General features: G+C 56.2%; 20 protein-coding genes and 1 pseudogene. 15 read left to right on the top strand and 6 right to left on the bottom strand.

Annotated elements, in window-relative coordinates; genetic code table 11:
- Positions 1–268: 268 nt before the first annotated feature.
- A complete protein-coding gene (locus tag RX972_RS04045; protein ID WP_027898694.1) occupies positions 269–490 on the top strand; it encodes a hypothetical protein in 222 nt (73 codons plus the stop codon).
- Positions 491–531: 41 nt separating this feature from the next.
- On the opposite strand, the gene RX972_RS04040 is transcribed toward RX972_RS04045, so the two are convergent.
- The 5 genes from RX972_RS04040 to RX972_RS04020 form a co-directional block, all read right to left on the bottom strand.
- Positions 532–1,878, bottom strand: coding sequence for an FAD-binding oxidoreductase (locus RX972_RS04040; protein ID WP_316872627.1), 1,347 nt, complete (start codon positions 1,876–1,878; stop codon positions 532–534).
- Positions 1,875–3,392, bottom strand: a complete 1,518-nt coding sequence (locus RX972_RS04035) for an aldehyde dehydrogenase (RefSeq protein ID WP_316872625.1) — start codon at positions 3,390–3,392, stop codon at positions 1,875–1,877. Before RX972_RS04035 ends, RX972_RS04040 begins: the two co-directional genes overlap by 4 nt.
- Positions 3,385–4,296 carry a dihydrodipicolinate synthase family protein gene (locus RX972_RS04030; RefSeq protein WP_122806355.1) on the bottom strand — a complete coding sequence of 304 codons (912 nt, stop codon included), beginning with the start codon at positions 4,294–4,296 and terminating at the stop codon, positions 3,385–3,387. Before RX972_RS04030 ends, RX972_RS04035 begins: the two co-directional genes overlap by 8 nt.
- Before the next feature lie 213 nt (positions 4,297–4,509).
- Positions 4,510–5,760, bottom strand: coding sequence for an aromatic ring-hydroxylating dioxygenase subunit alpha (locus RX972_RS04025; RefSeq protein WP_316872621.1), 1,251 nt, complete (start codon positions 5,758–5,760; stop codon positions 4,510–4,512).
- A gap of 383 nt (positions 5,761–6,143) precedes the next feature.
- Positions 6,144–7,097 carry a LysR family transcriptional regulator gene (locus RX972_RS04020; protein WP_099268708.1) on the bottom strand — a complete coding sequence of 318 codons (954 nt, stop codon included), beginning with the start codon at positions 7,095–7,097 and terminating at the stop codon, positions 6,144–6,146.
- Positions 7,098–7,526: 429 nt separating this feature from the next.
- Here RX972_RS04020 and RX972_RS04015 point away from each other — a divergent pair, with 429 nt between their 5' ends.
- The 7 genes and pseudogenes from RX972_RS04015 to RX972_RS03985 all read left to right on the top strand — a co-directional run bounded on the left by RX972_RS04015 (position 7,527) and on the right by RX972_RS03985 (position 16,138).
- Positions 7,527–8,564, top strand: coding sequence for a glycine betaine/L-proline ABC transporter ATP-binding protein (locus RX972_RS04015; protein ID WP_231674800.1), 1,038 nt, complete (start codon positions 7,527–7,529; stop codon positions 8,562–8,564).
- A 45-nt stretch (positions 8,565–8,609) separates the two neighbouring features.
- Positions 8,610–9,578 (top strand): annotated as a pseudogene (proW, locus tag RX972_RS04010) (glycine betaine/L-proline ABC transporter permease ProW); the annotation flags it as partial.
- A 106-nt stretch (positions 9,579–9,684) separates the two neighbouring features.
- Positions 9,685–10,665: a glycine betaine/L-proline ABC transporter substrate-binding protein ProX gene (gene proX, locus RX972_RS04005; RefSeq protein WP_316872620.1), complete on the top strand. Its 981-nt coding sequence runs from the start codon at positions 9,685–9,687 to the stop codon at positions 10,663–10,665.
- A 74-nt stretch (positions 10,666–10,739) separates the two neighbouring features.
- On the top strand, positions 10,740–12,095 hold the full coding sequence (locus RX972_RS04000; protein ID WP_316872619.1) for an MmgE/PrpD family protein: 1,356 nt from the start codon (positions 10,740–10,742) through the stop codon (positions 12,093–12,095).
- 24 nt (positions 12,096–12,119) lie between these two features.
- Positions 12,120–13,166 (top strand): GlxA family transcriptional regulator, encoded by a 1,047-nt coding sequence (locus RX972_RS03995; RefSeq protein ID WP_316872618.1) that lies wholly within the window; start codon positions 12,120–12,122, stop codon positions 13,164–13,166.
- A gap of 104 nt (positions 13,167–13,270) precedes the next feature.
- Positions 13,271–14,521 carry a PrpF domain-containing protein gene (locus RX972_RS03990; RefSeq protein ID WP_316872617.1) on the top strand — a complete coding sequence of 417 codons (1,251 nt, stop codon included), beginning with the start codon at positions 13,271–13,273 and terminating at the stop codon, positions 14,519–14,521.
- A 537-nt stretch (positions 14,522–15,058) separates the two neighbouring features.
- Complete coding sequence (locus RX972_RS03985) at positions 15,059–16,138, top strand: polyamine ABC transporter substrate-binding protein (protein ID WP_316872616.1); 1,080 nt, start codon at positions 15,059–15,061, stop codon at positions 16,136–16,138.
- Between the two features lie 9 nt (positions 16,139–16,147).
- Here the strand turns inward: RX972_RS03985 and RX972_RS03980 are convergent, their stop codons facing one another.
- Positions 16,148–17,044, bottom strand: coding sequence for a LysR substrate-binding domain-containing protein (locus RX972_RS03980; RefSeq protein ID WP_316872615.1), 897 nt, complete (start codon positions 17,042–17,044; stop codon positions 16,148–16,150).
- A 366-nt stretch (positions 17,045–17,410) separates the two neighbouring features.
- Here RX972_RS03980 and RX972_RS03975 point away from each other — a divergent pair, with 366 nt between their 5' ends.
- The 7 genes from RX972_RS03975 (at position 17,411) to RX972_RS03945 (ending at position 24,710) form a co-directional block, all read left to right on the top strand.
- Complete coding sequence (locus tag RX972_RS03975) at positions 17,411–18,244, top strand: transporter substrate-binding domain-containing protein (RefSeq protein ID WP_027898701.1); 834 nt, start codon at positions 17,411–17,413, stop codon at positions 18,242–18,244.
- 55 nt (positions 18,245–18,299) lie between these two features.
- Positions 18,300–18,962 carry an amino acid ABC transporter permease gene (locus RX972_RS03970; protein WP_095095847.1) on the top strand — a complete coding sequence of 221 codons (663 nt, stop codon included), beginning with the start codon at positions 18,300–18,302 and terminating at the stop codon, positions 18,960–18,962.
- Positions 18,959–19,738, top strand: a complete 780-nt coding sequence (locus RX972_RS03965; RefSeq protein ID WP_200866039.1) for an amino acid ABC transporter ATP-binding protein — start codon at positions 18,959–18,961, stop codon at positions 19,736–19,738. The genes RX972_RS03970 and RX972_RS03965 overlap by 4 nt, the downstream gene beginning before the upstream one ends.
- A gap of 79 nt (positions 19,739–19,817) precedes the next feature.
- Positions 19,818–20,951 carry an enolase C-terminal domain-like protein gene (locus RX972_RS03960; protein ID WP_200866040.1) on the top strand — a complete coding sequence of 378 codons (1,134 nt, stop codon included), beginning with the start codon at positions 19,818–19,820 and terminating at the stop codon, positions 20,949–20,951.
- Positions 20,948–22,246 carry an FAD-dependent oxidoreductase gene (locus RX972_RS03955; RefSeq protein WP_316872614.1) on the top strand — a complete coding sequence of 433 codons (1,299 nt, stop codon included), beginning with the start codon at positions 20,948–20,950 and terminating at the stop codon, positions 22,244–22,246. Before RX972_RS03960 ends, RX972_RS03955 begins: the two co-directional genes overlap by 4 nt.
- A 160-nt stretch (positions 22,247–22,406) precedes the next feature.
- Positions 22,407–23,348, top strand: coding sequence for an aliphatic sulfonate ABC transporter substrate-binding protein (locus tag RX972_RS03950; RefSeq protein WP_027898706.1), 942 nt, complete (start codon positions 22,407–22,409; stop codon positions 23,346–23,348).
- Between the two features lie 33 nt (positions 23,349–23,381).
- Positions 23,382–24,710, top strand: coding sequence for an LLM class flavin-dependent oxidoreductase (locus tag RX972_RS03945; RefSeq protein WP_316872613.1), 1,329 nt, complete (start codon positions 23,382–23,384; stop codon positions 24,708–24,710).
- Positions 24,711–25,060: the final 350 nt, after the last annotated feature.

The following is a 25,060-nucleotide window of genomic DNA, read 5'->3' as shown; positions in this document are numbered from 1 at the left end:
CCGTCAGTCACGAAACCGGTACATGGCTTTTTGTAGGCTGGATGATCTTACAAACTGTCATCCTTCGTTGCATCGAACTAAAGGTCACCGGTCGCTGATCAGGTACCTTTCCGGGGATGCAGATTGCATACTTGCTCCTTGGTAAAGAAGGGCATGACAGAACACATGTGCGTCAAAAAGACTCAACGGCATGTCTGCCGTCGGGTCTGGCTAGCAAGTAAGATAAAGATGTTGTTTCATGCGGTCGAATTTTCAGGATTGTCAGACAATGAGACTGGACGAGCAGTATTTCGAGGATTTCCGGTGCATCGCCTGCAACGGCAACCCTTTTGATCCCAAAGATGGCACTACCAGCGGCCTGTTCGGGATTGAGGATCTGGTGGGCGAGCAATGTGCAGGGTGCGGTCATTCAATGAGTCTTGATGACCTGGAGGCCATGACTCATGCGGCAGAACTTCACATGATCAGGTCGCTGTTCTCTCCGGGCTGAAGCCCGCTGAAGTCGGCTAACTTCGATGGGCCGAGCGGGCTTTAGCCTTCCTTGCCAGCGCGAAGGGCCTGCCAACTGATGACCGAACTCACCCCAAGCCGTGTGAGAATTTTGGGGGGCAGCTTGCTGGGGCCGGGCGTGTTGCTGAAGTCATCCAGGAATCTGGACTTCAAGCCGGTCGCCAACTCAGCCGCCATGACGCCAGCCAGTGTGCTTTTAACCGTTCCGAGGCCGTTTTCGCAACATGCTGAATACAGGTTTTCTTCGATTTCCCCGAATGCCGGCGCGCTGTTGCGGCTCAAGCACAGACGGCCCGCCCAACTGAATTCCAGCGGTGTTGACTTCAATTCCGGGAAGCGAGCGTCCAGAGAGAGTCGTTGCTCCCGGGCGACATCTGCGACGCGCTGAGGTGTCACTTGAATGCTCGGGTCATAGGTGAATTTGGTGCGGATTACGATCCGTGAAAGTCCATCTACCGTAATTTTACGAACGGTGGCGCCCATCGGGTCAGCCGGTAGAAGGGCCCAGCGCTCGCGTCCCGTCACCGCTTTTGCGAAATCATTGTGGTTGTAACCCGCGGTCATCGAGGCATACGTGAACACATGCAGCAAGCGTCCCTGGAAGTGTCCGAAGTCTTCGATGTGACCGTTCACGGCAAGAATAACCTTGGGCGCCGTCACTACGCCGCGATGTGAGCGCGCTGTCCAGTCATTACCCGAGCGGGACAGTTCGACGATAGGAGAGCGTTCGTAAAGGCTTATACGTTCATCAAGTCCGGCAGCCAGATCGCGGATGTATTGCGCAGGCTGGATCATCACGGCGCCGGGTGTGTAGATACCGCCGTGATAATAAGTGGACCCGGTAATGTCGCGCATCTGCGCGGCATCGAAGAGCTCGTAGTGCTCGCCAATGCCTTTGAGCGACGCCGCGTAATTGGCGTTCAGGCGTTCGCCGCGTTCTGTGGCAGCGGCGTTTATCTTGCCCGAAGGGTCAAAGGTTGCGTCGGCCATACCGTAGTCTCGGGCAGCCTGAGCGGCGAAGTCGATGGCGAAGCGGTTCTGCGCGATTTCTCGTGCCGTCGCTGATTCGCCAGCCACTGAGTACTCCCCGGAGGAAAGGCTGTGGGGCACATCAATCATGAACCCGGAGTTTCTTCCCGCTGGCCCCGTGGCGATCTCGTGAGCATCGACGACCACGATGCGATCCTTGGGTCGTAGCTGGGTTAGCCGACGTGCCGCGGAGAGACCGGCGAAACCGGCCCCGATGATCAGCCAGTCTGCCATCACGCTCCCATCAAGCACTTGCACAGGAGTAGCCCGCCTGGAAATAGCCTCCCAACCCGAAACACCGGTATCTACCGGCAAGCGTTTGATGGAATGTGTGCTCATTTGACGGTCTCATCAACCGACCGATCAGACACATCGATCCAGATGGTTTTGATTTCGGTGTATTGATCGTGGGCGAAAACCGATTTGTCGCGACCACCGAAGCCTGACTCTTTGTAACCGCCAAACGGGGTAGAGGCATCGCCCTCACCGAAGCAGTTGACGGTGACAATCCCCGCACGGATTTCACGGGAAAGCTTTATCGCCTTGCGCAAGCTACCGGTGTAAACCGAGGCCGCCAGGCCGTATACCGTGTCGTTAGCCAGAGCAATCGCTTCAGAGATCGTATTGAAGGTAGTGACTGACAACACCGGCCCGAAAATTTCCTCCTGAAACAGTCGGCTGTCCCGTTCCACGCCGTCTACCACAGTCAACTGGACGAACGCGCCATCCTGAGTATCACCGCCGTAGACGATGTCCAGATTGGCAGCGCTGGCGTAGTCCAGGTAAGACTTCACCTTGTCGAAATGGTCGCTGCTGACCAATGCCCCAACCCGGTTTTGAGGATCCAGGGGGTCACCCATTTTCCACTCGCGTATGTAGGCACCCATACGTTCTAGCAATTGGTCTTTGACCGAGGCGTGAACCAGCAGTCGTGACGTCGCCGAGCAGTTTTCGCCCATGTTCCAGAACGCACCATTGACCACCTGTTCGGCCACCAGGTCCAGGTCTTCAGCATCGTCCATGACGACCGCAGGGTTCTTGCCGCCGCACTCAAGCACCACGCGTTTGAGGTTTGAATCGGCCGAGTAATGCAGGAAGCGCCGACCGGTCGCGGTGGAGCCGGTGAAGCTGACCATATCGACATCTTTGTGCAGGCCGATAGGCTCACCGACGTCTTTGCCGGTGCCGGTCACGATATTGAGCACGCCTGCAGGCACACCCGCTTCGAATGCCAGTTCGGCCACGCGCAAAGTGGTCAGGCTGGTCTGTTCGGCGGGCTTTACGATCACCGAGCAACCGGCGGCCAGTGCCGGGCCGATCTTCCAGGCGAGCATCAACAGCGGGAAGTTCCACGGCAGCACGCAGCCCACCACACCGATAGGCTCGCGCACCACCATGGTCAGCGCGTCGCTGCCCACCGGGGCCGTGTTGTCATACAGCTTGTCGATCAATTCGGCGTGCCAGCGCAAGGTATGAATGGTGTCGGGCACATCCACCAGTTGGCATTCACGTACCGGCTTGCCGCTGTCCAGGCTTTCCAGTACGGCCAGTTCGTGGCGATTGTTTTCGAGCAGACGCGCGAACTTCAACAACACGGCTTTCCGGTCGCCGGGCGCAATCAGCCTCCAGCGTCCATCATCGAATGCTTCTTTGGCTTTGCTGACCGCAATGTCCACATCCTCAGCCGTGCAGGCCGCCAGGTCGGTGAGAAACTCGCCCGTTGCCGGGTTGGTCGTCGCCAGCGTGTTGCCAGAAACGGAAGGCTTGAATGCACCGTTGATGAACGCGTTGGAGGGAAATGAAATCGATTGTGCGATAGCGGCATATTCATCCGCGGTAAGAAGGTCACGCATGGCTGGCTCCTGATGTGATGTGTGCAACGGTACGCTTCACGTTGGCGATAACGGTTTGGAGGCTACGTTTGTCTTCGCCATTCAGAGGCCGCAAAGGCGCGCGAACATCTCCGACTTTCAGGCCGTTCAATTCACAACCAAATTTGATGCATTGCACGAACTTGCCGCCATCCAGTGCATTCATCAGCGGCATCATGGCCGACATGATCTGCCGACCCTTGTCGAAGTTCTTCTCGACCACGCAGGCTTCATACAGCGCCACATGCTCCCGGGGCAGAAAGTTTGAACCGGCACATACCCAACTTCTTGCGCCCCAGGCGAAAAATTCCAGTGCCTGATCATCCCAACCGCAGGACAGTGCGATATGCGGGAATTCACGGGCGAGTAAATGCACCCGGCTCATGTCCCCCGAACTTTCCTTGATGGCCACCACGTTTTTTGATTTGCCCACACGAGCCAGGTAGTCCTCGTTCATCTGTACGCACATGCGCCCCGGGTAGTTGTACAACATGATCGGCATGTTGGCGGCCCGATCGATGGTCAACGCGTGGATGGCGTTTTCCTGATCGGTCGGCAATGCGTATGGGGGAGTGGTAACCAGAATCGCGTCGGCCTTGATTGCTCTGGCGTCCTTGGCAAACAGCACTGCATCTTCGGTACGAATAGCGCCCGTACCAATAATCAACTGAACACGGGAACCAATAACTTCTTTGGCGCGGGCAGCAAGTTTCAGGCGCTCTTCGGCGGTCTGAGCATAATATTCGCCTGTCGAACCGCCAATAATAATGCCATGCACTCTGGCTTCGATAAGCGACTCCAGAACTTCCGGAAAAACAGCCCAGTCAATCTCGCCGTCGGCTGTATGCGGTGTTACCGCAGGCGTATAAATACCTTCGAATCTCAAGAGGATTACTCCGAATAGTCATGGCCGGAAGAGCAATAAACGCGCGCGTTGTATTACTGCTGACGCGTTAAAGTTCCAGATTGTTGTAATGGCGCAGAGTTAAGAGGTGACTCAATAATGCCCTCTGAATATAAGGGCATCCTGAGTAGTTATTTATTATTGTCAGTCTTTCGGACAAGGCTGGCGGCGACTGTCTTAATCACCGCCATACTGTTATCCCACCGACTTCAGTTTCAGGGGAGCGGTGCCGCTGTCATCTTTAAGTCTGTCGAGCATGATGTCGCAGTACCAGTCGTCAAACTGACAGACGCCATTTTCGGCCTTCGAAGAAAAGGGTCCGGGTTCATAAGCCGGGGAGTTAACACCTACTTGTGCGCCTTCAACCAGCGTGCGGTCCTGATCATTGGTGGCAAGCCAGACTTTGGTCAGGCGCTCAAGGTCGTAGTCGACGCCTTCCTGAGCGGTCTTCTTGACGATCCATTTGGTGGTCACCAGTGTTTCGTTTGGGCCAATTGGCAGGACGCGGAAACTCAGCGCGTGATCGCCCAGGAAATGATTCCAGGTAGACGGATAGTTGAAATACAGCAGCGCACCTATGTCTGCTTCGCCACTGTTGTCCAGCCTGCCAGCGACTGCTGGTTTGCCATCCATGGTGTAGCTGACTGCACCGGATGACAGAGGGATTCGGGTAATGCGGAAGCGCCCGTCCTTATCCATGACCAGTTGGCTGGGCATGCCTGCGGCTTCGCAGCGGTCCCAATGAGCTTTTAGTTCCGGGTCATCACTGCCGCCGACGCCTGCTACCGACAGGTTTTCCACGAAGGAATTCATCAGTTCGGGGTGGGTGCCGTCGCAGTGATAGCATTCGCGATTGTTTTCGAAGACCAGCTTCCAGTTGCCTTTTTCAATCAGGTTCGATTCGAAAGCGACCTTGCAGTCTTCCAGCAAATGAGGTGCGAGGAAGGGGGTCACTGCTTCCCGGAATGTGGAGAAATCAGGGGCGAGATCAGCTACACAGACATAGATGTAGGTGTTGACGATCTCACAATGCACCGGCTTGAGGTTGTACTGAGACTTGTCGAAATCGTCACCCATATTGCCAGCGAACAGCAGCCGACCGTCCAGCTCAAAAGTCCACTTGTGGTAAGGGCACACCAGCTTGGCGACCTTGCCTTTTGCTTCAGGACATACCTTCGAGCCCCGGTGCCGACAAGCGTTGTGAAATGCACGAATCTGCCCATCGGCACCGCGAACTACAGCAACCGGATACTGGCCAACCTGCAGTGAAAGATACTGCCCGGATTTTTCCAGTTCAAAGGTGTGGCCGGCGAAAATCCAGTCCCTGTGCCACAGCTGTTCCAGGTCTTGTTGATAGACATCCGGATCGCTGTAAAGCGCCCCTGGAAGTGCGTGTCGGGGTTTGCGTTGTGCAATAAGCTGAGAAACGGCTGATCTGATATTCACGTCCCACGCACTCCATTCGCTTCAGGCGCTGCTGTCCGGTAAGAAAGCAGCTGCCGATCATTATGGGTTCGAACCTCTGTATTGACCGTCACTTGAAGTTTTCAATGATGACGCGATGATCCTGACAAGCATCTGTAAACGGCCAACCGTTAGTTCTCCCGGCTTTTGTGAAGGTTACGTGTACAAATCGACGTTCAACAAGAAACTTTTAGGTCAGGCAATGCATAAACAAATGTTATCAATTGCGAGAGGAGGACGGGAAAACAGGGCAGGGGAAGTGTGCGAAGCGCAGAGTGTCGCAGGCATATTTCAACTCCCTGACCGTGAGAAATCAGGGGTGATTGGCTTTGTCACGGAGAGTGAAGGGATATTTAAAAGGCTTGTTACGTGAAATAAGCGAGCAGCCAGTCGCGCAATTTGCAGCACGCCCGATCATTGGCCCGGTCTTCCCTGAATGCGAGGTAGTGTTGCGAATCCTTGTGGACCACTTCTTTCTGGATGGGGCGAACCAGTGCGCCGCTTTCAATCGACTCGGCTACCAGATGGCTCCAGCCGAGCGCGACGCCCTGATTGGCCAGCGCCATATTGATCACCACGTTGTAGTCATTGGCACTGAAGACGTGAGGCCGGTCGTGCGGGCGTTTTTCTATATCGGTATCGTGAAAGGCAAGCCAGACGCCCCAATCAACATGCTCCGCCACTTGCGAACGTCCGTAGGGGCTCAGGTTAAGTAGTGCACTGTCGCGCAAGCCTTCAAGCGTCGCGAGTTCCGGATGCTCATCGCGATACTGCGGCGTGCACACGGGGAATATCACGTCGTGAAACAGCGGGTAGTTGCGGTAACCGCTCTGCACGCTGGCGAATTTGGTGATGAAGATATCGGGCGTGACGCCAGGCTCCATCGAAAGAAAATTTTGTGTGCTAATCAGATTGAGGTCGATGTCCTGGTTCTGACTGAAGAAGCCCGGCAGCTTGGGCGAAAGCCACAGTGCTGCAAACGCTGCGGAACAACACAAGGTCAATTCCGATTTGCCAGCTCTGTACGCGCCCACTCGTTTGGCGGCCTGAGAGATGTTGACGAAGGACAACTGCGCTGCATCGAAAAACGCAGAACCGGCCTCGGTCAGCTCGACGGCTCTGCCGACCCTTCTGAACAGCTCAACGCCCAGATACGCTTCCAACTCGCGAATCTGCCTGCTGATAGCTGCCTGAGTGACGCAAAGCGCTTCAGCCGCTCGGGTGAAGCTCTGGTATTTCGCGGCTGCTACGAAAGACTTCACTGCTTTGAGCGACGGCATCTTTAATAACGTGTTGTCGGGGTCGATGTGCTTAACCATAACCTAAGGTATCCATTTTCTGGAAAACAGGTGTAGAGGGCTCGTGTCCGAGGCTGGCGGCCAGTGGCTCGCAGAAGCCTGCACCGCTGATAACCGCCGCTCCTTAGCCTTATGACAGGCGTAGACAGGCGCTGTCCATGAGGGACCGTCGAACATGTCGTTTTTGGATAAGTCACGATCAATAACCTGACGTTATTGATTGACTGGACGAAATGTTGTTAGACGTTACAGGGCTAAGGTAATAACTTTGTCATCAAGGCTCTCGTCTCACTCAGAAGCCACTGACAACTAAATAATAATAAGAGGATTCAAAAATGTCTCATTTCTCTCATTCAAACGCTCTTCTGCTGCCATAACAAGTTCATTCTGATCGGCGATAGCCCGGGCTATTCGCCGAGCCTTTTAAAGCACTCGCGGAAGGAAGGGATTATGAGTCATGGTGACGAAATACTCTCGGTCAAGCATATTTATAAAGTCTTTGGTACCCAGCCGAAAGTAGCAATGGATATGCTAAAGGGCGGGGCGGATAAAAATGAAATCTTCAATAAGACCGGGCAAGTCGTTGGTGTATTCGACGCAACGTTTTCGGTAAAGCGTGGCGAGATTTTTGTCATCATGGGCTTGTCGGGTTCCGGCAAGTCGACCATGGTTCGTTTGTTCAATCGTTTGATCGAACCCACGTCAGGCACTATCCATCTCAACGGCAAGGAAATCACGGGTCTCTCCGATGCGGCGCTTCTGAATGTGCGTCGCAAGGAAATGAGCATGGTCTTCCAGTCGTTCGCGCTCATGCCGCACATGAACGTTATCGACAATGCTGCGTTCGGTCTTGAAGTTTCCGGCATCGATGAAAAAGAGCGCCACGACCGCGCCCGTAAAGCGCTGGAGCAGGTGGGGCTGACAGGGCATGAATACAGCTATCCGCACCAGTTGTCTGGCGGTATGCAGCAGCGAGTCGGTCTGGCTCGCGCGCTGGCCAACGACCCGGCAATCCTGCTCATGGACGAGGCGTTTTCAGCGCTGGATCCGCTTATCCGTCATGAGATGCAGGGCGAGCTTATACGCCTGCAGGCTGAGCAGCACCGGACCATCATTTTTATCTCCCATGATATCGAAGAGGCCATTCGTATCGGCCATCGCATCGCGATCATGGAAGGCGGACGCATTGTGCAGATTGGCTCTCCTCAAGAGCTGCTTTGCAACCCGGTGAACGATTACGTCAGGGCCTTTTTCAAGGGCTTTGATGCATCGAAGATTCTTCGGGCTGGCGACGTTGCGACCCTCAGCGCAGAACATCCGTACGACGCAGACACATCGCGGCCTACGCTGCATGCTGATATTCCGCTGCAAGACATCTTTCACATCGTCGCCAATGCCGTGCACCCCGTCGCCGTTCTGGATGGGCAGGGCGTGTTCAAAGGCACTATTTCCAAGAGCCTTCTGCTGCAGACAATGAGTCGTCACTGACAGTGTTAACCGGGCGAAACATCAGGCTCAGCTACTCAGGTATCCAGCATGTCCGATTTCAGCGTTCTTGATCCGTTCCAAAGCATCACTATCCCCTTGGGCCAGTGGGTCGAGGTAGTGCTCAACTATCTGGTGCATAACTTCCGTGAAGTGTTTCGATCCATACGATGGCCCGTGGATCAAATATTGAACGGTATTCAAAGTGGATTGCTATCGATCCCACCGACGATCTTCATCATCTTTGCCACGCTGCTCGGTTGGCAGGTGGGCGGTAAAAAAGTGGGAGCCCTCTGTTTCGTCACACTCACGCTTCTGGGGCTGATTGGCGTCTGGAATGACGCGATGACGACCCTGGCGTTAGTGCTCACGTCGTTGGTGTTTTGCGTAGTGATCGGTGTCCCGCTGGGCGTGCTGTGTGCCCGCAGCGACCGCCTGGAAAGAATACTCAGGCCAGGGCTTGATGCGATGCAGACATTACCGGCGTTCGTTTATCTGGTGCCGGTAGTGATGCTGTTCGGGATCGGCAACGTACCAGGCGTTCTGGTCACCATTATCTTCTCGGTTGCGCCGTTGGTACGCCTGACCAATCTGGGCATCCGCCAGGTACCCGAAGACAAGGTCGAAGCCGCACGGGCGTTCGGCTGCACACGGCGGCAGATGCTACTCAAGGTGCAGCTCCCGCTGGCTGCTCCCACGATCATGGCCGGCTTGAACCAGGCACTGATGCTGTCGCTGTCCATGGTTGTCATCGCCTCCATGATTTCTGTTGGCGGCCTTGGGTTGATGGTACTTCGCGGTATTGGCCGACTGGACATGGGGCTTGCCACCGTGGGCGGTGTGGGGCTGGTGTTATTGGCAATCTTCCTTGACCGGTTAACCCAGGCCATGGGTGAGCGCAGTAACAGCGCAGTCAAGGGTGAACGCTGGTACCAGACAGGGCCCGTTGGAATGCTGTTCAAACTTGGAAAAAAGACTGAAGCAAAACAGACCGGCGCACCTTTAAAAGACAACTAAGTGCCGGACGTTAATTGATCGCTGTACGCCTGCCCCTTATCCCCCTGCAAGGTAGATGACGATGAATGCTGAAAAACACAGTGTAAAAACAAAAATGATTCGTTGTATGGCCGCTCTGGCTATCGCCATAACACCGGCTTTTGCTACTGCTGCTGCTCAGGAACCTGGCAAGGGCGTATCCATCACACCGATTTTCCCCACCATTGCCGAAGAGCGATTCCGTGGTGAGATTGCCATGGCCGGGCTCAAGGATCTGGGCTACAGCGTGCAGCAGCCCAAGGAAACCGACTATCCGGCAATGATGCTCGCGCTGTCTTATGGTGATGCGGACTTTACCGTGCATGCCTGGGAGCAGTTGCACGCGTCGTTCTACGCCAAGGCGGGCGGGGATGACACCATGGTGAAAGTCGGCAACATCATGCCCGGTGTATTACAGGGGTACATGATCGACAAGAAAACCGCTGATCAATACAAAATCACTTCAGTCGAAGATCTCAAGAAACCGGAAATTGCCAAGCTGTTCGACAGCAATGGCGACGGTAAAGCCGACATGACAGGGTGCAATCCCGGCTGGGGCTGTGAGGTTGTCGTCGAATACCATATGCAGGCCTACGGCCTTGAAAAGACGGTCACCGACAACCGTGGCTCTTACTTCGCTCTGATGGCCGACACCATTGCCCGCTATAAAGAGGGTAAGCCAATCCTTTACTTCACCTGGGTTCCACAGTGGATCTCCACCGTACTGGTCGAGGGCACGGATGTGGTCTGGCTAAGCGTTCCGAAGACCGACCTTCCAGGCGGGAAAAACGACGTCGACACCACTTACAAAGGCAAAAATCTGGGCTTTGCTGTGGACAACATTCGCGCGGTGCTGAACAAGGACTTTGCCGAGAAGAATCCGGTAGCGGTCAAGTTTCTGTCCGAGATGCAAATCACCACGGATGATGAAAGCGCTCAGAACCTGAAAATGCACAATGGCGAAAACTCTGCTGCGGATATCAAGCGCCATGCCGCTGAATGGATTGCCGCGCACCGGGCTGCCTACGATGGCTGGCTGGCAGATGCGCGAGCCGCCGCGAAGAAATAAGCCTTACCGATAAAGCCTCAGGCTGCCCATGTTCGGGCGGCCTTTTTATACCCCGTTTAAATAAGGAGGGGTGTATGTCCCTTTATTCGTTCATTCAGCAATTCGAACTTGCCGACGCACCGCTTGAAACCCGCAAGCGGATTGAAACCTGTTTGCTCGATATTATCGGCGTCGCCGCCGCTGCGCGTGACAACCATACCAGCCATGTCCTGAAGGAGTTTGCGGTTGCCCATTACCCGGCGGCCACACTTTCCAGCCGACTCTGGTTTGATGGCAGACCGGTCCACCCCTTGGGCGCAGCCTATGCGGGCGGCTTCAGTGTCGATAGCCTGGATGCTCATGAAGGACACTTCACGTCCAAAGGACACGCGGGGGCTACCGTGGTTCCGGCAATCATCGCGCTGATCGATACCTTTTGCGCCAGTGGCAAAAATATCAGCGGCGAGGAGATGCTCTGTGTATTGACCATCGGCTACGAGACGGCGCTAAGAGCCGGACGGGCCTTGATGGCGACCGCTGCGCAATATCATGCTTCGGGAGCTTTCGCCGGGATTGGAGTGGTGTGTGCTGGAGCCCGGCTGCTCAAGCTGGACGAGCAAACCTTCAGGCACGCCCTCGGTATTGCGGAATATTTTGGCCCACGCTGCCCAATGATGCGCGTGGTGGATTACCCGTCGATGCTGCGTGATGCGCACGGCGCCGGCGCTCATGCGGGCATAAGTGCACTGCTCATGGCCCAGGCTGGAGTCACTGGTGCGCCCGCTGAAACCGTCGAATTGCTGGGAGGGCTCCCTTACTGGCAGGGCTTGGGCGAAAGCTGGGAAATCGACGAGCAATACTTCAAACCCTGGCCGGTCTGTCGCTGGGCCCAGCCAGCATTGACTGCCATGACGCAACTGATGAGCGAGCACCCAGAGATCGCTCCTGAAAATATCGAAACGATCCAGATTGAGACCTTTCATGAGTCAGTGCGTTTGCAGGGGCATTTTCCAAAAAATGCCGATGAAGCCCAGTATGCATTGGCATTTCCGGTTGCAGCTTTAGTCGCGCGTGGTCAGGTCACCGCGAGCGAAGTGACAGGAACAGCTATCGATGCCCCGGACATTCTGGCTGTCAGCAAGATAATCAACATCGCTGAAGCGGCTGATTTATCAGCGCGCTTCCCGGAAGAAATCCTGTCTCGGGTCACGGTTCAACTCAAAGACGGCAGGTGTATTTCCAGCCCGACGACATCGGCCAAGGGCGATCCGGCCAACCCAATGTCTGCCGCCGAGTTCATCGAAAAGTATCGGTTATTTTCAGAGCAAAGCCTTGGGGTTTCTCGCAGTCGTTTGCTTGAGCAGGCAGTCGCCAGCCTGGCAGAAAAGCCTGATTGCGAAGGTCTGCTTAACCTTCTGTTGTCTCCCTGCACTGAAGCTGCGTACAAGTGAGTGCCTGGCCAAGGGGGGGAACCGATGACCTACGTTTTTGAAAGCGTGCTCAGGGATCAGAACCTGCGTTATTCGTCCTCTGCAAAAAACCGGTCAAAGCCGCAGTCGGCAGTGCGCGTTGCCTTTATCCTGCTGGATAATTTTTCCCTGATGTCTTTCAGCGGCGCCATGGACGCACTGGTGACTGCGAACCTGATGAGCGATTCACCGATTTTCGACATCCAGAAAGTCAGCCTCAAAGGCGGTGCAGTCTTGAGTGATCTGGGGGTCGCCGTTCCCGTTGACCTGGAGCTTTCGGAACTGCGTAGTCGCCATGATTTGCTTGTTGTGGTCGGCGGCTTGCGTGTCGAGTTGAAAAGCAATCCGTGTCTGCGACGCAAGCTGATTGCCGCAGCAGCTTGCGGCACGAGCATGGGAGGGTTGTGGAATGGCGCTTACTTTCTAGCAGATGCCCGGGTAATGGACGGATATCTCTGTGCCTTCCACCCTGATGGCCGCGCAATGATGGCGGATACTTTTCCCAATCTGCGTATCTGTGACCGGAGTCATGTGGTTGATTCCGACCGGATGTCGTGCGCAGGCGCGAGCAGTGCACTGCGAATGATGCTCGAGTACATGCGTGGCACCCACGGCAGTTCCTTGACCCGGGCAGTGCAGGAAATTCTCGGGTGTGACGAGCATGAGTATGTCAGCGGTGTATCTACTGTGTCGGTGGACTCTGATCCGACACTGCCGCAATCCCTGAAGCTGGCGCTGGAATTGATGCACAAGAACATAGAAGAGCCGCTAAGCCTTGATCATCTGGCTGCCTGTGCCGGAATCTCGAAACGCCAGCTTGAGCGCCGGTTCTTTCGCTTTGTCGGTGCCGCCCCCGGTCGGTATTACCTGGAACTGCGATTGACCCGAGCCCGGCAGCTTGTCCTGCAGACCAATCGTTCCATCACCGATATCGCCATGGCCACCGGTTTTGTGAGCATGCCGCATTTCCACAAGCGTTTTCGTGATTTTTTTGACGCCGCGCCGGGCAGTTACCGGGCGACGTATGAGCTGCGCAAGCGAGCACTTGTTTGATACGCGGGCAGGTGTTTTGGTCGTTGGGGGCGGATCGATTTCTGGGTCTATAAGTCTGTAGGATGCGTTAAAAGCTCATTCTTCCGAAGGCTATGGAAACCAACATGCACGCATCCAGCCCCGAGTCCTCCAGTCAAACCTCGCTCCGTAACCGACTTCAAAACGGCGTAATCGAACTGCCATTGCATTACATGCGCGGCGGTACGTCGACGGGTGTCGTCATCTGGGAGCCATTGTTACCCCGCGATGAAGGGCTGCGGGCGGAGTTGCTGCGGCATTTGATGGGCGTCCCACAATCTGGAAATCAGCCTGGTAATCGCCAGATCACCGGCCTCGGCCGCGGGCCTGCCACCAGTAATAAGGTGTTCCTGGCGAGGATCGAAGAAACACCGACAGGGCCTCAGATAGTCAGCACCCTGGCACAGCTAGCCAGTGATCACAGCGGCATCGACTGGAGTGTGAATTGCGGCAACATGTCGTCTGCGTTGCCGCTCTGGGCCATTGATAGCGGGCTGATAGAAGCGCCTGCCTGCGGCGTCTTCGAGATTGAAATCAAGAACACCAACACTGGCGTGGTGACGCTGGCGCGGATGTATCGCGACGAACAGGGCCGTTTTATCAATGCTGAAATTCCGGGCGTCCACGGTGCCTTTCCCAGTGTCGATCTGTTTCTCCAGTCTCCCGTAGGCAACAAGACCGGTGCGTTTCTGCCGACGGGTAATGTGCTGGATACAATCAACGGACACGACGTCTCCTGTGTCGATGTCGCGGTGCCAATGGTGATTGCCGACGCGGCGAGTTTTGGCAAGACCGGTCATGAACCCGTCTCGGAGCTTGAAGCTGACCCGACTTTCATGGCGCAGCTAAGGCAAGTCTGGATTGAGGCGGGGCTCAAAATGAAACTTCGTCGTCGCGACGGTGAGCTCATGAGCCTTGCAGATCTTGAGCGAAGCGAGACCATACCCAAGGTATGCATCGTCGGCGCGCCGCGTCATGGCGGCAACATCGCCGTGCGTTACTTCACGCCTCAGACGGGCCATGCGTCGATGGCGGTATCCGGTGGTTGCTGCCTTGCCGCTGCCTGCCTGCTTCCCGGAACAGTTGCCTATAAAGTCGCAGTGGGGATTGCTCAGCCTGGCGCTGAGTTTTCAGACATCGAAGTGAGTATCGAGAACCCGGCTGGCAAGCTGGATACGACGGTCAGTGCAAGAACCGAAGGCAGTCATATCGACGTCAAGGCCGCTGCATATCGCCGAAGTACGCAGGTCCTGATGCGCGGACATGTACCGTTGTATAGCGCGTCTGCCGGGTTGATTGAAGCATTGGGCGGGGACGCTCAAAGCCAGAGGCAATAAATCGCAGGCAAAAGAAAAGCCCGCGATGGGGATCAACGGGCTTAAAGTCATGAAGGAGCTGGGATAACAATACGAGGCAGGGCGTGAAAAAAGCGTGAACGTTTCGTGCAGATTTTTTCACATTCGCGCGCGTTCAGGCGTCACCGACCCTGGCCGTAGATACCATTCAAAATCACCAGCTCAAGCACCGCCACGATAATGCACAGGCTCACGAACCCTGCGCTGAACACACGCTTGCGGTTTGATGAGCCATCCCCAAGCCAGGATACATCCACGAAAAAGCTGACTATTATCAGGCAAGCCAGTAGCGCCCGATTCCGGGTCTTTTTCGTAAATTCTCTGGGTTCCCATTGAGTCATCTATTCAGTCCGTTCCAGCTTTAGCCTGGCGCAGATTCTACACCGTCAACAGTACCGTCTGGATTTGCTAATTCTCACCGGACCTATAGTTAAAATAATGTCATTGGGCAACAGACCAATGGGTTAGCATCACGACAACCACATGGAATGTGATTCTCACATTGAACAGGACTACAAGATGTCCATCAAAGCCTTCGTCCCGCTGATGTTGATAGCTTCGATGAGTCAGGCCGCGCCGACCGTGAAGATTTTCAACTGGACGGATTATTTCGCACCGGACACGTTGAAAAACTTTCAGAAAGAAACCGGTATTGCTGCCACTTATGACACTTACGAGCGTAACGAGAAGCTGGACGAAACACTGAAGGCAGGACATTCCGGTTACGACATCGTGGTGCCGTCGAGTCATTTCCTGGCTCGGCAGATTCAGCGTGGCGACCTGCAGAAGCTGGACAAGAGCCAATTGCCCAACTGGAAAAACCTCAATCCGGTTCTGCTGCAAGCCCTGGCTGGCGTTGATCCAGGTAATGCTTATGCGTTCCCCTATTTGTGGGGCACGACGGGAATTGGCTATAACGCCGCCCAGGTCGAAGCGGTATTGGGCAAAGACATGCCCTTGAACTCCTGGGATTTGATCTTCAAGCCCGAGAACATGAAGAAGCTGGCTCAATGCGGCGTTGCATTCGTCGACAGTGCGGCCAGTGTATTGCCGATCGCACTCAACTATCTGGGAGAAGCACCCGACAGTGCAAATGCTGCGGATTACCCGAAAGCCAAAGCGGCGTTGCTTGCGATCAGGCCTTATGTGCGCTACTTCAACTCCACCGATTACATAACTGATCTGGCCAGCGGCAAGATTTGTGTGGCAGTGGGGTACTCCGGGGACGTCATGCTCGCGCAGCAACAGGCGCAAGAGGCAGGTAAAGGCGTTGGCATCCGCTACATGCTTCCCAGGGAAGGCTCGCCGATGTGGTTTGACATGATGGCCATCCCTGCAGACGCACCAAACCAGAAAGCCGCCTATGCCTTCATGAATTACATACTCGACCCCAAGGTGATCAGCGGCATTTCAAACTATTTGCATTACGCGAACGGTAACGAGAAGTCCGAGGCTCTGGTCGAGGCCTCCGTGCACAACGACATCGCCATCTATCCCGATGCAGATACGCTCAGCACGCTGTTCCCCCTGCAGGCAATACCTCCAGATATCGAAGCGCTAAGGGTGAGCGTATGGGCGCAAGTTAAAGCAGGTCAGTGATCAATCAGATCAGTGTCTGTTCTGCCGCACCTGTTGCATCAACCAGTCCCGAAAAAGCAGTGCATGCTGCTTCTGGGATTTACGCTCGGGGCTTACTACCCAATACGATTCCCCCGAGCGTACGGGGTCGCCAAACGGCATATGAAGTTCGCCGCATTGCAATTCCCGTTCAACATAGTGGATGGGCACCACCGCAAGCCCCAGGCCGCTGACGGCGGCACTGATGAGCATCTCGCTCTGAGAAAACCGGACGCCCTGAATCAATCCCGTCCCCACACATCCCGACGCTCTTAGCCATTGCAGCCACAGGCTGGGCCGACTTGCGTTTTGCAGCGTTGGTACTTTGGAGAAATCCAGTTGGTCATGCCGTTCACCCGGAGCAATCAACCTGGGCGAGGCCACGACCACCAGTTCCTCGGCAAACAACTCCAGCGCTCTGGCTTCTTTCCAGGCACCCGTTCCACGCATGATCGCGATATCGAAACGGCAGGTCTTGAAGTCCACGTTGGCCTCGATCGGGTTGACCTCGACGGGGATCTCCGGTGCCTGGCGTACAAAGTCTTCAAGCCTTTGCGCGAGCCAGCGGGACACAAAGGTGGGATTCGCGCCGATCATCAACGAGGCATCCGCTTTGCGGCCGCGTACCAGGTCAATGGAGACTTCTTCGAGCCGGTTAAGCATCGGCACCACGTCCTGAACGTACTTGCTGCCCGCGTCCGTGAGGATCAGCCGGGAGCCCGAGCGCTCGAAAAGCCGCATACCGAGAAACTGTTCCAGGTTGGTGATCTGGCGGCTGATCCCGCTTTGTGTCACTGAAAGATCTTCAGCCGCCCGGGTGAAGTTCAGGTGCCGTGCCGAGGCCTCGAACGCCTGAAGCGCGGAGAGCGAGGGTAAAAATCGGCGCATAACGTTGATCCTGAGTGAAGGTGGCATGATTTTTAGTCATGGCGACCCCATTTTTCAAGGCTTCAGTTGTAAAACGCTTTATGTCATCAATATGTCGTACAAATCTGTCCCAGGTTTAAACACTCTGTCATGCAACATTCCCGGAGCATTGCGCGCATGTATGCAGGGCGTGCAGGGATACAGAATGAATACGTAGCACTGAGCAGAAGTCATCTGCCAACAATAAGTCGAACAGCGCCGAGACCTAGTCAAACGCGCCGTCCAATCGACAATTGCGTCACCTGTCTTTTTTCGACTGCCAGTCAGATTTTCGCGAGATGATGAATTCACAACATCACAAATGGCCCAGAAAAAGGAACGCTTTGCATGATTACGCGCAGAAGATTCACCAAGCTTTTCGGGGCGACCGTCATTAGCGCGTCGACGGGACTGGTTTCACTGAGTGCCAAAGCCGACAGCTCACTTGAGCGCATTAAATCTTCAGGCGTCTTGCGTATTGGCTCCATTGCCGATGGCGCCCCTTACTATCAGAAAAGCTTGACCGGCGGCCCATGGCGCGGCTTTTACATCGATATCTGTCAAAAGCTTGCGGATGATCTGGGGGTGAAACTCTCGATTCTGGAAACCACCTGGGGGAACTCGGTGCTGGATCTGCAGGCCAGTAAAATCGATGTGTTCTTCGGGCTGAATCCCACGCCAGAGCGACAAAAAGTCATCGACTTTTCCGGTCCGGTGTTCAAGAACTCGTTCACGTTCATTGCCAAAAAGTCAGTCACGGCCAAGACCTGGGATGACTTCAACACTGCCGATATGCGCATCAGCGTCGATGCAGGTTCTTCTCATGACAGCGCCGTGACCCGCCTCGCGCCGAACGCTGCGGTGTCTCGCCTCAAGACCGCCAGTGATGCCACGGCCGCGCTGCAATCCGGCCGAGTGGATGCGCAGTGTCTGGTGATGGTTCTGGCGCTTGCCTTGCGCGCGAAGAATCCTGCGATCGGTCAATTGATTGTGCCGACCCCGGTGAACTCAACCACCTCCAATGCAGGCTTCCGTCGTGAGGAAGATACTTCCTGGCGCGAATTTGTTGATGCCTGGATCACCGAGCATCGTGCCAATGGCTTCATCAAGGACGCGATCATGCGCAACATGGAACTGGTCAAAGTCACCCCGAAAGACTTCCCGGAAGGCTTCGAAATCTGATCACTCTTGATTGCTGATGGCGGCTTAAACGGTTTATGTGACGTGGGGTTTTGACATGTACGAGTGGGATTTTTCCGCACTCTGGGAATATCGCTGGCTGCTGCTTGAAGGCCTTGGCCTGACAGTGTCCTTTACCGCTGCCATCGTTGTGGGCGGACTGGTTATCGGACTGCTGGCGGCGATGGGGCTGCTGTCTCGTTTTGCGCTGGTGCGGGCTGTTGCACTGATGTTCACAGAGGTCTTTCGCTGCACGCCGGTGCTGGTGCAACTGATCTGGTTCTATTACGCGCTGCCGATTCTGGCGGGTGTCGAGATGACGCCGATCACCGCTTCGTTGCTGGCCTTGTCCTGTTATGGCGGCGCGTTCTACGCCGAGATCATTCGTGGCGGCATCGTTTCCATCGAGGCAGGCCAGCGCGAGGCGGGCGGTGCGTTGGGCATGACGCCGATGCTGACCATGCGACGGATCATTCTGCCCCAGGCAATCAGGCGCATGGTGCCTGCGCTGATGAACCAGTCGATCATGCAATTCAAAAACACCTCGCTGGTGTCGGTCCTGGCCGTACCCGACCTGGTGTATCAAGGGCAGATGATTGCCCATGACAGTTTTCGCCCGCTTGAGACCTACTCGGCGGTGGCCGTGGCCTACTTTGTGATCCTGTTTCCGCTCACCCTGATCGTGCGCTATCGCGAGAAGAAACACGGAGCCATTCAATGATGTCCGCGAAACCGAAGATCGAAATCACCGCACTGCGCAAGAGTTTCGGTGCGCTGGAAGTGTTGAAGAACATCAACTTCAAGGTCGAAGAGGGCGGCGTTGTCTCGCTGATAGGTCCTTCCGGTTCCGGCAAGTCGACGCTCCTTCGCTCCATCAATCTGTTGGTTGAACCTGATGCAGGTGAGATTCGCGTGGGGGATACCACTTTCCTGTTCGGTCAGGGCCGCCGTCCGCCTGGCACTAAAGAGCTCGCGGCTTTTCGGGCGAGAACCGGCATGGTCTTCCAGAACTTCAACCTGTTTCCGCACATGAGCGTACTGGAAAACGTGATGGAAGCGCCGGTCCACGTGCGTCGGTTGAGCAAAAGCGTGGCACGGGATCTGGCCATGGCGCAGCTGGAGAAAGTCGGTCTGGCTGACCGTGCTCAGCAAATGCCCAAAACATTGTCCGGCGGCCAGATGCAGCGCGTGGCCATTGCACGAGCGTTGGCGATGGAACCTGAAGTGATGCTGTTCGATGAAGCCACTTCGGCGCTGGACCCTGAATTGGTAGGCGAGGTGCTGAGCACCATTCAGCAGTTGGCGGCGGATGGCATGACCATGGTGATCGTCACTCATGAGATCGCCTTTGCCCGTGAAGTGGCTGATCGTGTGGTGTTCATGCGTGACGGCTATGTGATCGAGGAAGGTCCTGCGCGGGAGACCATCGACAACCCGCGTGAAGACGCCACGCGTAACTTCCTCAACCATTTCCATAAAGGTAGCGGCGCCCGTTGAACCGGGCCTGACCGATTTCAACAGACATTAATCGTGCCCAGTCTCTGATTGTTCAGGCTGCGCGGCGGGCGGAGGAGTCATGACCATGACAAATGAAAGCATTCAACGACTTCGGGTCTTCTTGATTGAAAGCCCGATCAAAATGGCGCGGCTTCAGGGCGTGGGCAATGTCAAAGGCAGCGTGAAACGGGTGCTGGTGGAGCTGACCTCGACTTCTGGCATTGTCGGCTGGGGAGAGGCTGCGCCCTGGGAGGTGTTTACCGGTACCGCCGAAGGCGCGTTCGCCGCCATCGACACCTATCTTCGGCCGTTGGTGATTGGCGCAAATATCCGCTCGATTCGGGCTACCACCCTGGCAATGGATACTGCGCTGGTGGGCCACGGCGAAGCCAAACTCGCCATTGAAACCGCGATGTTCGACATCCTCGGCAAGTCCTGCGGTTTGTCCATTGCTGACCTGCTGGGCGGCAGGGTGCGCGACAGCATTCCACTGTCGTTCTCGATTGCCGACCCTGACTTTGATGCCGACATGGAGCGCATGCGGGCGATGGTTCCGGCCGGCAATCGCATCTTCAAGGTCAAGACCGGAGTCAAATCCCATGCTGAAGACATGGCCCATCTGGAGGCCATGCGCAACGAATTCGGCAATTCGATTGATCTGCGCCTCGACTACAACCAGGCGCTGGCACCCTTTGGTGCGATCAGCATCCTGCGTGATGTTGACCAATTCCGTCCGACGTTCATTGAACAGCCGGTCCCCCGTAATTGCCTTGCTGCAATGGCGTCCTTTGCCGATGCCCTGGACACGCCGATTCTGGCCGATGAGAGCTGTTTTGACGCGCGCGATCTGATGGAAATTATTCGTCTCGGCGCGGCCGATGCGATCTCGGTCAAACTGATGAAAGCCGGGGGGATTCTCAAGGCGCAAGGCATCATGGCCATCGCCGATACCGTGCATATCCCGGCCTATGGCGGCACGTTGTGGGAGGGCGGTATTGCGCTGGCTGCGGGCACCCAGTTCATCGCCGCGACGCCTGGTATGTCGCTGGGCTGCGAGTTCTACATGCCGCATCACGTGTTGACCGAAGACGTATTGGAGGAGCGTATTCCCAACCGTGACGGTGCTGTGATCGTACCGACCGGGCCGGGTTTGGGCATCTCTGTCACTGAAGCATCGCTGCGCGGCAATGCACGCATTCTGGCTGAACGATGAGTAGCGCATCCGGTATGAAACAGCACACGGCAACAACGCCCCGGCACATCGTGGTGATTGGCGGCGGCATTGTCGGTGCGTGTACCGCGCTGGCGCTGCTGAAGGATGGCCATCGCGTGACGATATTGGAGCCCAATGATCCTGGTGGTGAGCACGCTGCAAGTTATGGCAATGGTGCGTTTATCAGCCCGGCGTCGATCATTCCGATGTCCATGCCTGGGCTCTGGAAAAAGGTCCCCGGTTTTCTGCTCGATCCTCTGGGCCCGTTCACAATTCGCTGGCAGTACCTTCTGAAGCTCGCGCCCTGGTTGATTCGCTTCGTCAAGGCGGGCGCAACGCCTGCAAAGGCCGCCCGGACTGCCGGTATTCTTTCTACCTTGTTGTCTGATGCGCCCGCTCGGCATCTGGCGCTTGCCACGGCATGCGGCGTGCCTGAGCTCATTCGTCAGGACGGTTTGCTCTACGTTTACCCGGATCGTGATGCCTTTCTTCTGGAAGCATTCTCGTGGCAGCTAAGGCGCGACAATGGCATTCAGTGGTGGGAACTGGACGCCGATGCCCTGCATGAGTTCGAGCCTGCCCTGAGTCGCCGCTATACCTTCGGCGTGTTGCTCGAAAGTGGCGGGCATTGCCTCGATCCGGGGGCTTATGTGCGCGGCCTGGTGGACAGTTTCATGTCTCAGGGCGGCGAGCTGATCCAGGTGCGGGCCGAGGGATTCAACATCAGCAACGCTCGACTGCAAAGCGTGGTTACCGACAAGGGATCTGTCGTCTGCGATGGAGCTGTGATCACCGCCGGTATTCATTCCAAAGCGCTTGCAAAGGGTGTGGGCGACCGGGTTTCTCTGGAAAGCGAGCGCGGTTACCACGTGCAAATCGCTCAGCCTGCCAGCGGCCCGCGCATTCCGGTCATGCCGTCTGACGGCAAGATGGCCAACACCATGACCAGCAGTGGGTTGCGTGCTTCTGGTCAGGTGGAATTGGCCGGTGTCGGATACCCGCCAGACTGGAAACGTGCAGACATCCTGTTGCACCACTTGCTGAAGACTTACCCCAAGCTTGGCGATGATCCCTCGCAATTGAACATTTCCCGCTGGCAGGGCAATCGTCCCTCAACGCCCGATGGGCTTCCTGTCATCACTAAAGCGAAGGCCACGCCTGACGTCGTGCATGCCTTCGGTCATGGCCATGTCGGCCTTGCTTCGGCGCCCATGACGGCTGAAATCGTCGCCAGTCTTTTTGCCGGTAAGTCTACGCCCATCGATATCACGCCGTTCTCGGCCTCGCGCTTCTGATTCGAGGAGTGCGTAGATGCCGCTGGAGGCAAACGGCATAAGCTTATGTTTATACGGTTCTTCAATAGTTTTCGTAAATTATTATAATTAAATGGAATTTAAAAAGCGTCGCTCATGCTTTCTGAAATGAGCGACGCCTCCTCCAAAGGCGAAGGATTCCATGACCCTACGAAAACTCATCCTCGCAGCAGGCTTGATGCTTGCGGCGGTCACCGCGCATGCCGAACAGACTATCAATATCGGCTACCAGCGTTCTTCCACGTTGTGGATCCTGCTCAAGGAAAACGGCCAACTGGAGGAGCGCCTCAAGCCTTTGGGTTTTAACGTCAACTGGCATGAATTCAGCAGCGGCCTGCTCAGTGCATTGAACGCTGGCGCGGTGGATTTGCACGCTGATGTGGCTGATGCCTTTGCGCTGTTTACCCAGGCAGCGGATGCGCCGTTGACCTATTACGCACGTGAAGCGGCCTCGCCGAGCGCGCAGGCAATTATCGTCGCGAAGGATTCGCCGATCAAAAGCGTGGCAGACCTCAAGGGTAAAACCGTGGCGGTTTCCAAGGGTTCGGGCAGTCACTTCCTGCTGATCTCTGCGCTTAAACAGGCCGGGCTGAGCCTCAACGACATCACGCCGCGCTATCTGGAAGCGCCGGATGGCGTCGCCGCGTTTGCCAGTGGCAAGGTTGATGCCTGGGCCATCTGGGACCCGTTCCTGGCCACCCAGCAACGCGAGCATCAGGTGCGCATCATCGCTGACGGCAGTCAGGGGCTGGCCAATTACAACCGTTTCTATCTGGCCAACACCAGCTTTGCCAAGGCGCACCCCGAGGTCTTGCAGGTGGTGATCGATACCCTGCGCGAGTCCGGCAAGTGGGTTAAATCCCATCCGCAGGATGCAGCGAAGATCCTTGCGCCGGTGTGGGGCAACATCCCGGTCGAAACCGTAGAACTGGCCAACAGCCGCCGCAGCTACGACATCGTCCCCGTCAAACTGGATGAGCTGGCCGAACAACAGCGCATTGCTGACACCTATTACGGCGCAAAGCTGATCCCCAAGCCGCTGAAGATTTCCGGCATCACTGTCTGGGCACCTGAAAGCAAATAACCTCAGGCCCGACCCCTTCGACTGGAGTTGCACATGAGCCGTCAAATTCACCTGTCCGCGTTTCTGCTGACCGGACCGGTCATTCACAGTCATGCCGTCTGGCGACATCCGGAGACGGTCGGGAGCTACCTCGACCCTGAGTATTACGCCCGCACGGCGCGCGTGGTAGAGGAGGGGTTGTTCGATTTTCTGTTTTTCGCTGACCGCCTCGCGGTCGGTGATCAAATGGGCGGATCCCGGGACGTGGCGTTGCGTTACGGGGCTCAGGACGCGACGCGTCTGGACCCGTTGCCGATCCTCTCTTATCTGGTCGGTCAGACTCGCAAACTGGGGTTGGGCGCGACACGTTCGACCACATACTACGAGCCAGCGCATATCGCCCGTGAGTTTGCGACGCTGGATCACCTGTCCAACGGTCGCGCCGCCTGGAACATCGTCACCTCGATGAACGACAGTGAAGGGCGTCTGTTCGGCAAGGACAAACACCTCGAGCACGATCTGCGTTACGACCGCGCCGATGAGTTCGTCGAAGTGGCGCTCAAGCTCTGGCGCAGTTGGGAGCGGGACGCGCTGAAGCTGGACCGCGAAACCGGAGTGCTGGCTGATCCATCGAAGATTCATCCGGTTCAACATTACGGCGACTGGTTCAAGGTCGAGGGACCGTTGAACATTCCCCGCACCCCGCAGGGTCGGCCGGTACTGATCCAGGCCGGTTCTTCGGGGCGTGGCCGGCGTTTCGGTGCGCGCTGGGCCGAAGCGATCTTCACCATTCACCCGCACCTGAAAGCCATGCAGGCGTTTCGTGAAGACGTGCGGGCGCAAGTGGTGCTACAAGGGCGTCCGGCAGACAGCTGCAAAGTGTTGACGGCAGTGATGCCGTTCATTGGTGGCAGCGAAGCCGAGGCCCGGGCCAAACGTGACAAGCACAATGCATTGGCTCGCCCTGAACTGGGCCTGGTAACGCTGGCCTCACAACTGAATGTGGACCTGTCGCCATTCCCGTTGTCAGCGACCCTGGCAGATATTGCCCGCTCGCCGCTGATTCATCCGGCGGCTGCCGAGAAACTGCTGATGCAGGGCGCTGATACGACGCTGGAAGAGCTCGGGCGGATCTTCGCAAGCAGTGTTCGCGTGCCGCAACTGGTGGGCACCGGTGCGCAGATAGCGGAGCAACTCGCGGATATTTTCCTGGCGGGCGGTAGCGACGGGTTTGTCATTTCCCCTGCTTATCTGCCGGGTTCGTTCAGCGAATTCGTTGAAAGTGTAATTCCGCATCTGCAGCGCAAAGGGTTGTTCCGCAGGGCGTATGAAGGTTCGACGTTAAGGGAGCATCTTGGCCTTGAAGCAATACCAGAGAGTTGAGCGCTTTTTACTCTGCTGAAAGAGATATGGCTAATACCCGAACGCCCCCCGTGCTAGAGCCGTCCTATGGAACAGCTCGGTCTCTGTGGGAGATTCTATGTTCGCCTGCAAGCGTTGATCTCGGTGGGAGCGAATTCATTCGCGAAGAGGCCGGTGAATGCGCAGCCTTTGTATCGACAAAAATAACGCCTTCCCGAATGAATTCGGTCCCACCGGTCCTGCATGAGCTTGAGATGTTACCAACTTGAGAGCGAGGCTTGCCCGCTATACAGGCGCTTCGGTCCGTCAGGCACACCGCGTTATCGTTCTTCGCGGGCAAGCCCGGCTCTCACAGGATTACGCAGATCTAT

This window comes from Pseudomonas syringae group sp. J309-1 (assembly GCF_032582135.1).
Classification (GTDB): Bacteria; Pseudomonadota; Gammaproteobacteria; order Pseudomonadales; family Pseudomonadaceae; genus Aquipseudomonas; species Aquipseudomonas quasicaspiana.
Note: the sequence above shows the minus strand (reverse complement) of the source record. Positions and strands in the feature narration are given on the sequence as shown.

Coding starts and splice junctions, on each gene's coding strand:
- RX972_RS04045 (WP_027898694.1), top strand. CDS start 269: ATGAGACTGGACGAGCAGTATTTCGAGGATTTCCGGTGCATCGCCTGC.
- RX972_RS04040 (WP_316872627.1), bottom strand. CDS start 1,878: ATGAGCACACATTCCATCAAACGCTTGCCGGTAGATACCGGTGTTTCG.
- RX972_RS04035 (WP_316872625.1), bottom strand. CDS start 3,392: ATGCGTGACCTTCTTACCGCGGATGAATATGCCGCTATCGCACAATCG.
- RX972_RS04020 (WP_099268708.1), bottom strand. CDS start 7,097: ATGGTTAAGCACATCGACCCCGACAACACGTTATTAAAGATGCCGTCG.
- RX972_RS04015 (WP_231674800.1), top strand. CDS start 7,527: ATGAGTCATGGTGACGAAATACTCTCGGTCAAGCATATTTATAAAGTC.
- proX (WP_316872620.1), top strand. CDS start 9,685: ATGGCCGCTCTGGCTATCGCCATAACACCGGCTTTTGCTACTGCTGCT.
- RX972_RS04000 (WP_316872619.1), top strand. CDS start 10,740: ATGTCCCTTTATTCGTTCATTCAGCAATTCGAACTTGCCGACGCACCG.
- RX972_RS03995 (WP_316872618.1), top strand. CDS start 12,120: ATGACCTACGTTTTTGAAAGCGTGCTCAGGGATCAGAACCTGCGTTAT.
- RX972_RS03990 (WP_316872617.1), top strand. CDS start 13,271: ATGCACGCATCCAGCCCCGAGTCCTCCAGTCAAACCTCGCTCCGTAAC.
- RX972_RS03985 (WP_316872616.1), top strand. CDS start 15,059: ATGTCCATCAAAGCCTTCGTCCCGCTGATGTTGATAGCTTCGATGAGT.
- RX972_RS03980 (WP_316872615.1), bottom strand. CDS start 17,044: ATGCGCCGATTTTTACCCTCGCTCTCCGCGCTTCAGGCGTTCGAGGCC.
- RX972_RS03975 (WP_027898701.1), top strand. CDS start 17,411: ATGATTACGCGCAGAAGATTCACCAAGCTTTTCGGGGCGACCGTCATT.
- RX972_RS03970 (WP_095095847.1), top strand. CDS start 18,300: ATGTACGAGTGGGATTTTTCCGCACTCTGGGAATATCGCTGGCTGCTG.
- RX972_RS03965 (WP_200866039.1), top strand. CDS start 18,959: ATGATGTCCGCGAAACCGAAGATCGAAATCACCGCACTGCGCAAGAGT.
- RX972_RS03960 (WP_200866040.1), top strand. CDS start 19,818: ATGACCATGACAAATGAAAGCATTCAACGACTTCGGGTCTTCTTGATT.
- RX972_RS03955 (WP_316872614.1), top strand. CDS start 20,948: ATGAGTAGCGCATCCGGTATGAAACAGCACACGGCAACAACGCCCCGG.
- RX972_RS03950 (WP_027898706.1), top strand. CDS start 22,407: ATGACCCTACGAAAACTCATCCTCGCAGCAGGCTTGATGCTTGCGGCG.
- RX972_RS03945 (WP_316872613.1), top strand. CDS start 23,382: ATGAGCCGTCAAATTCACCTGTCCGCGTTTCTGCTGACCGGACCGGTC.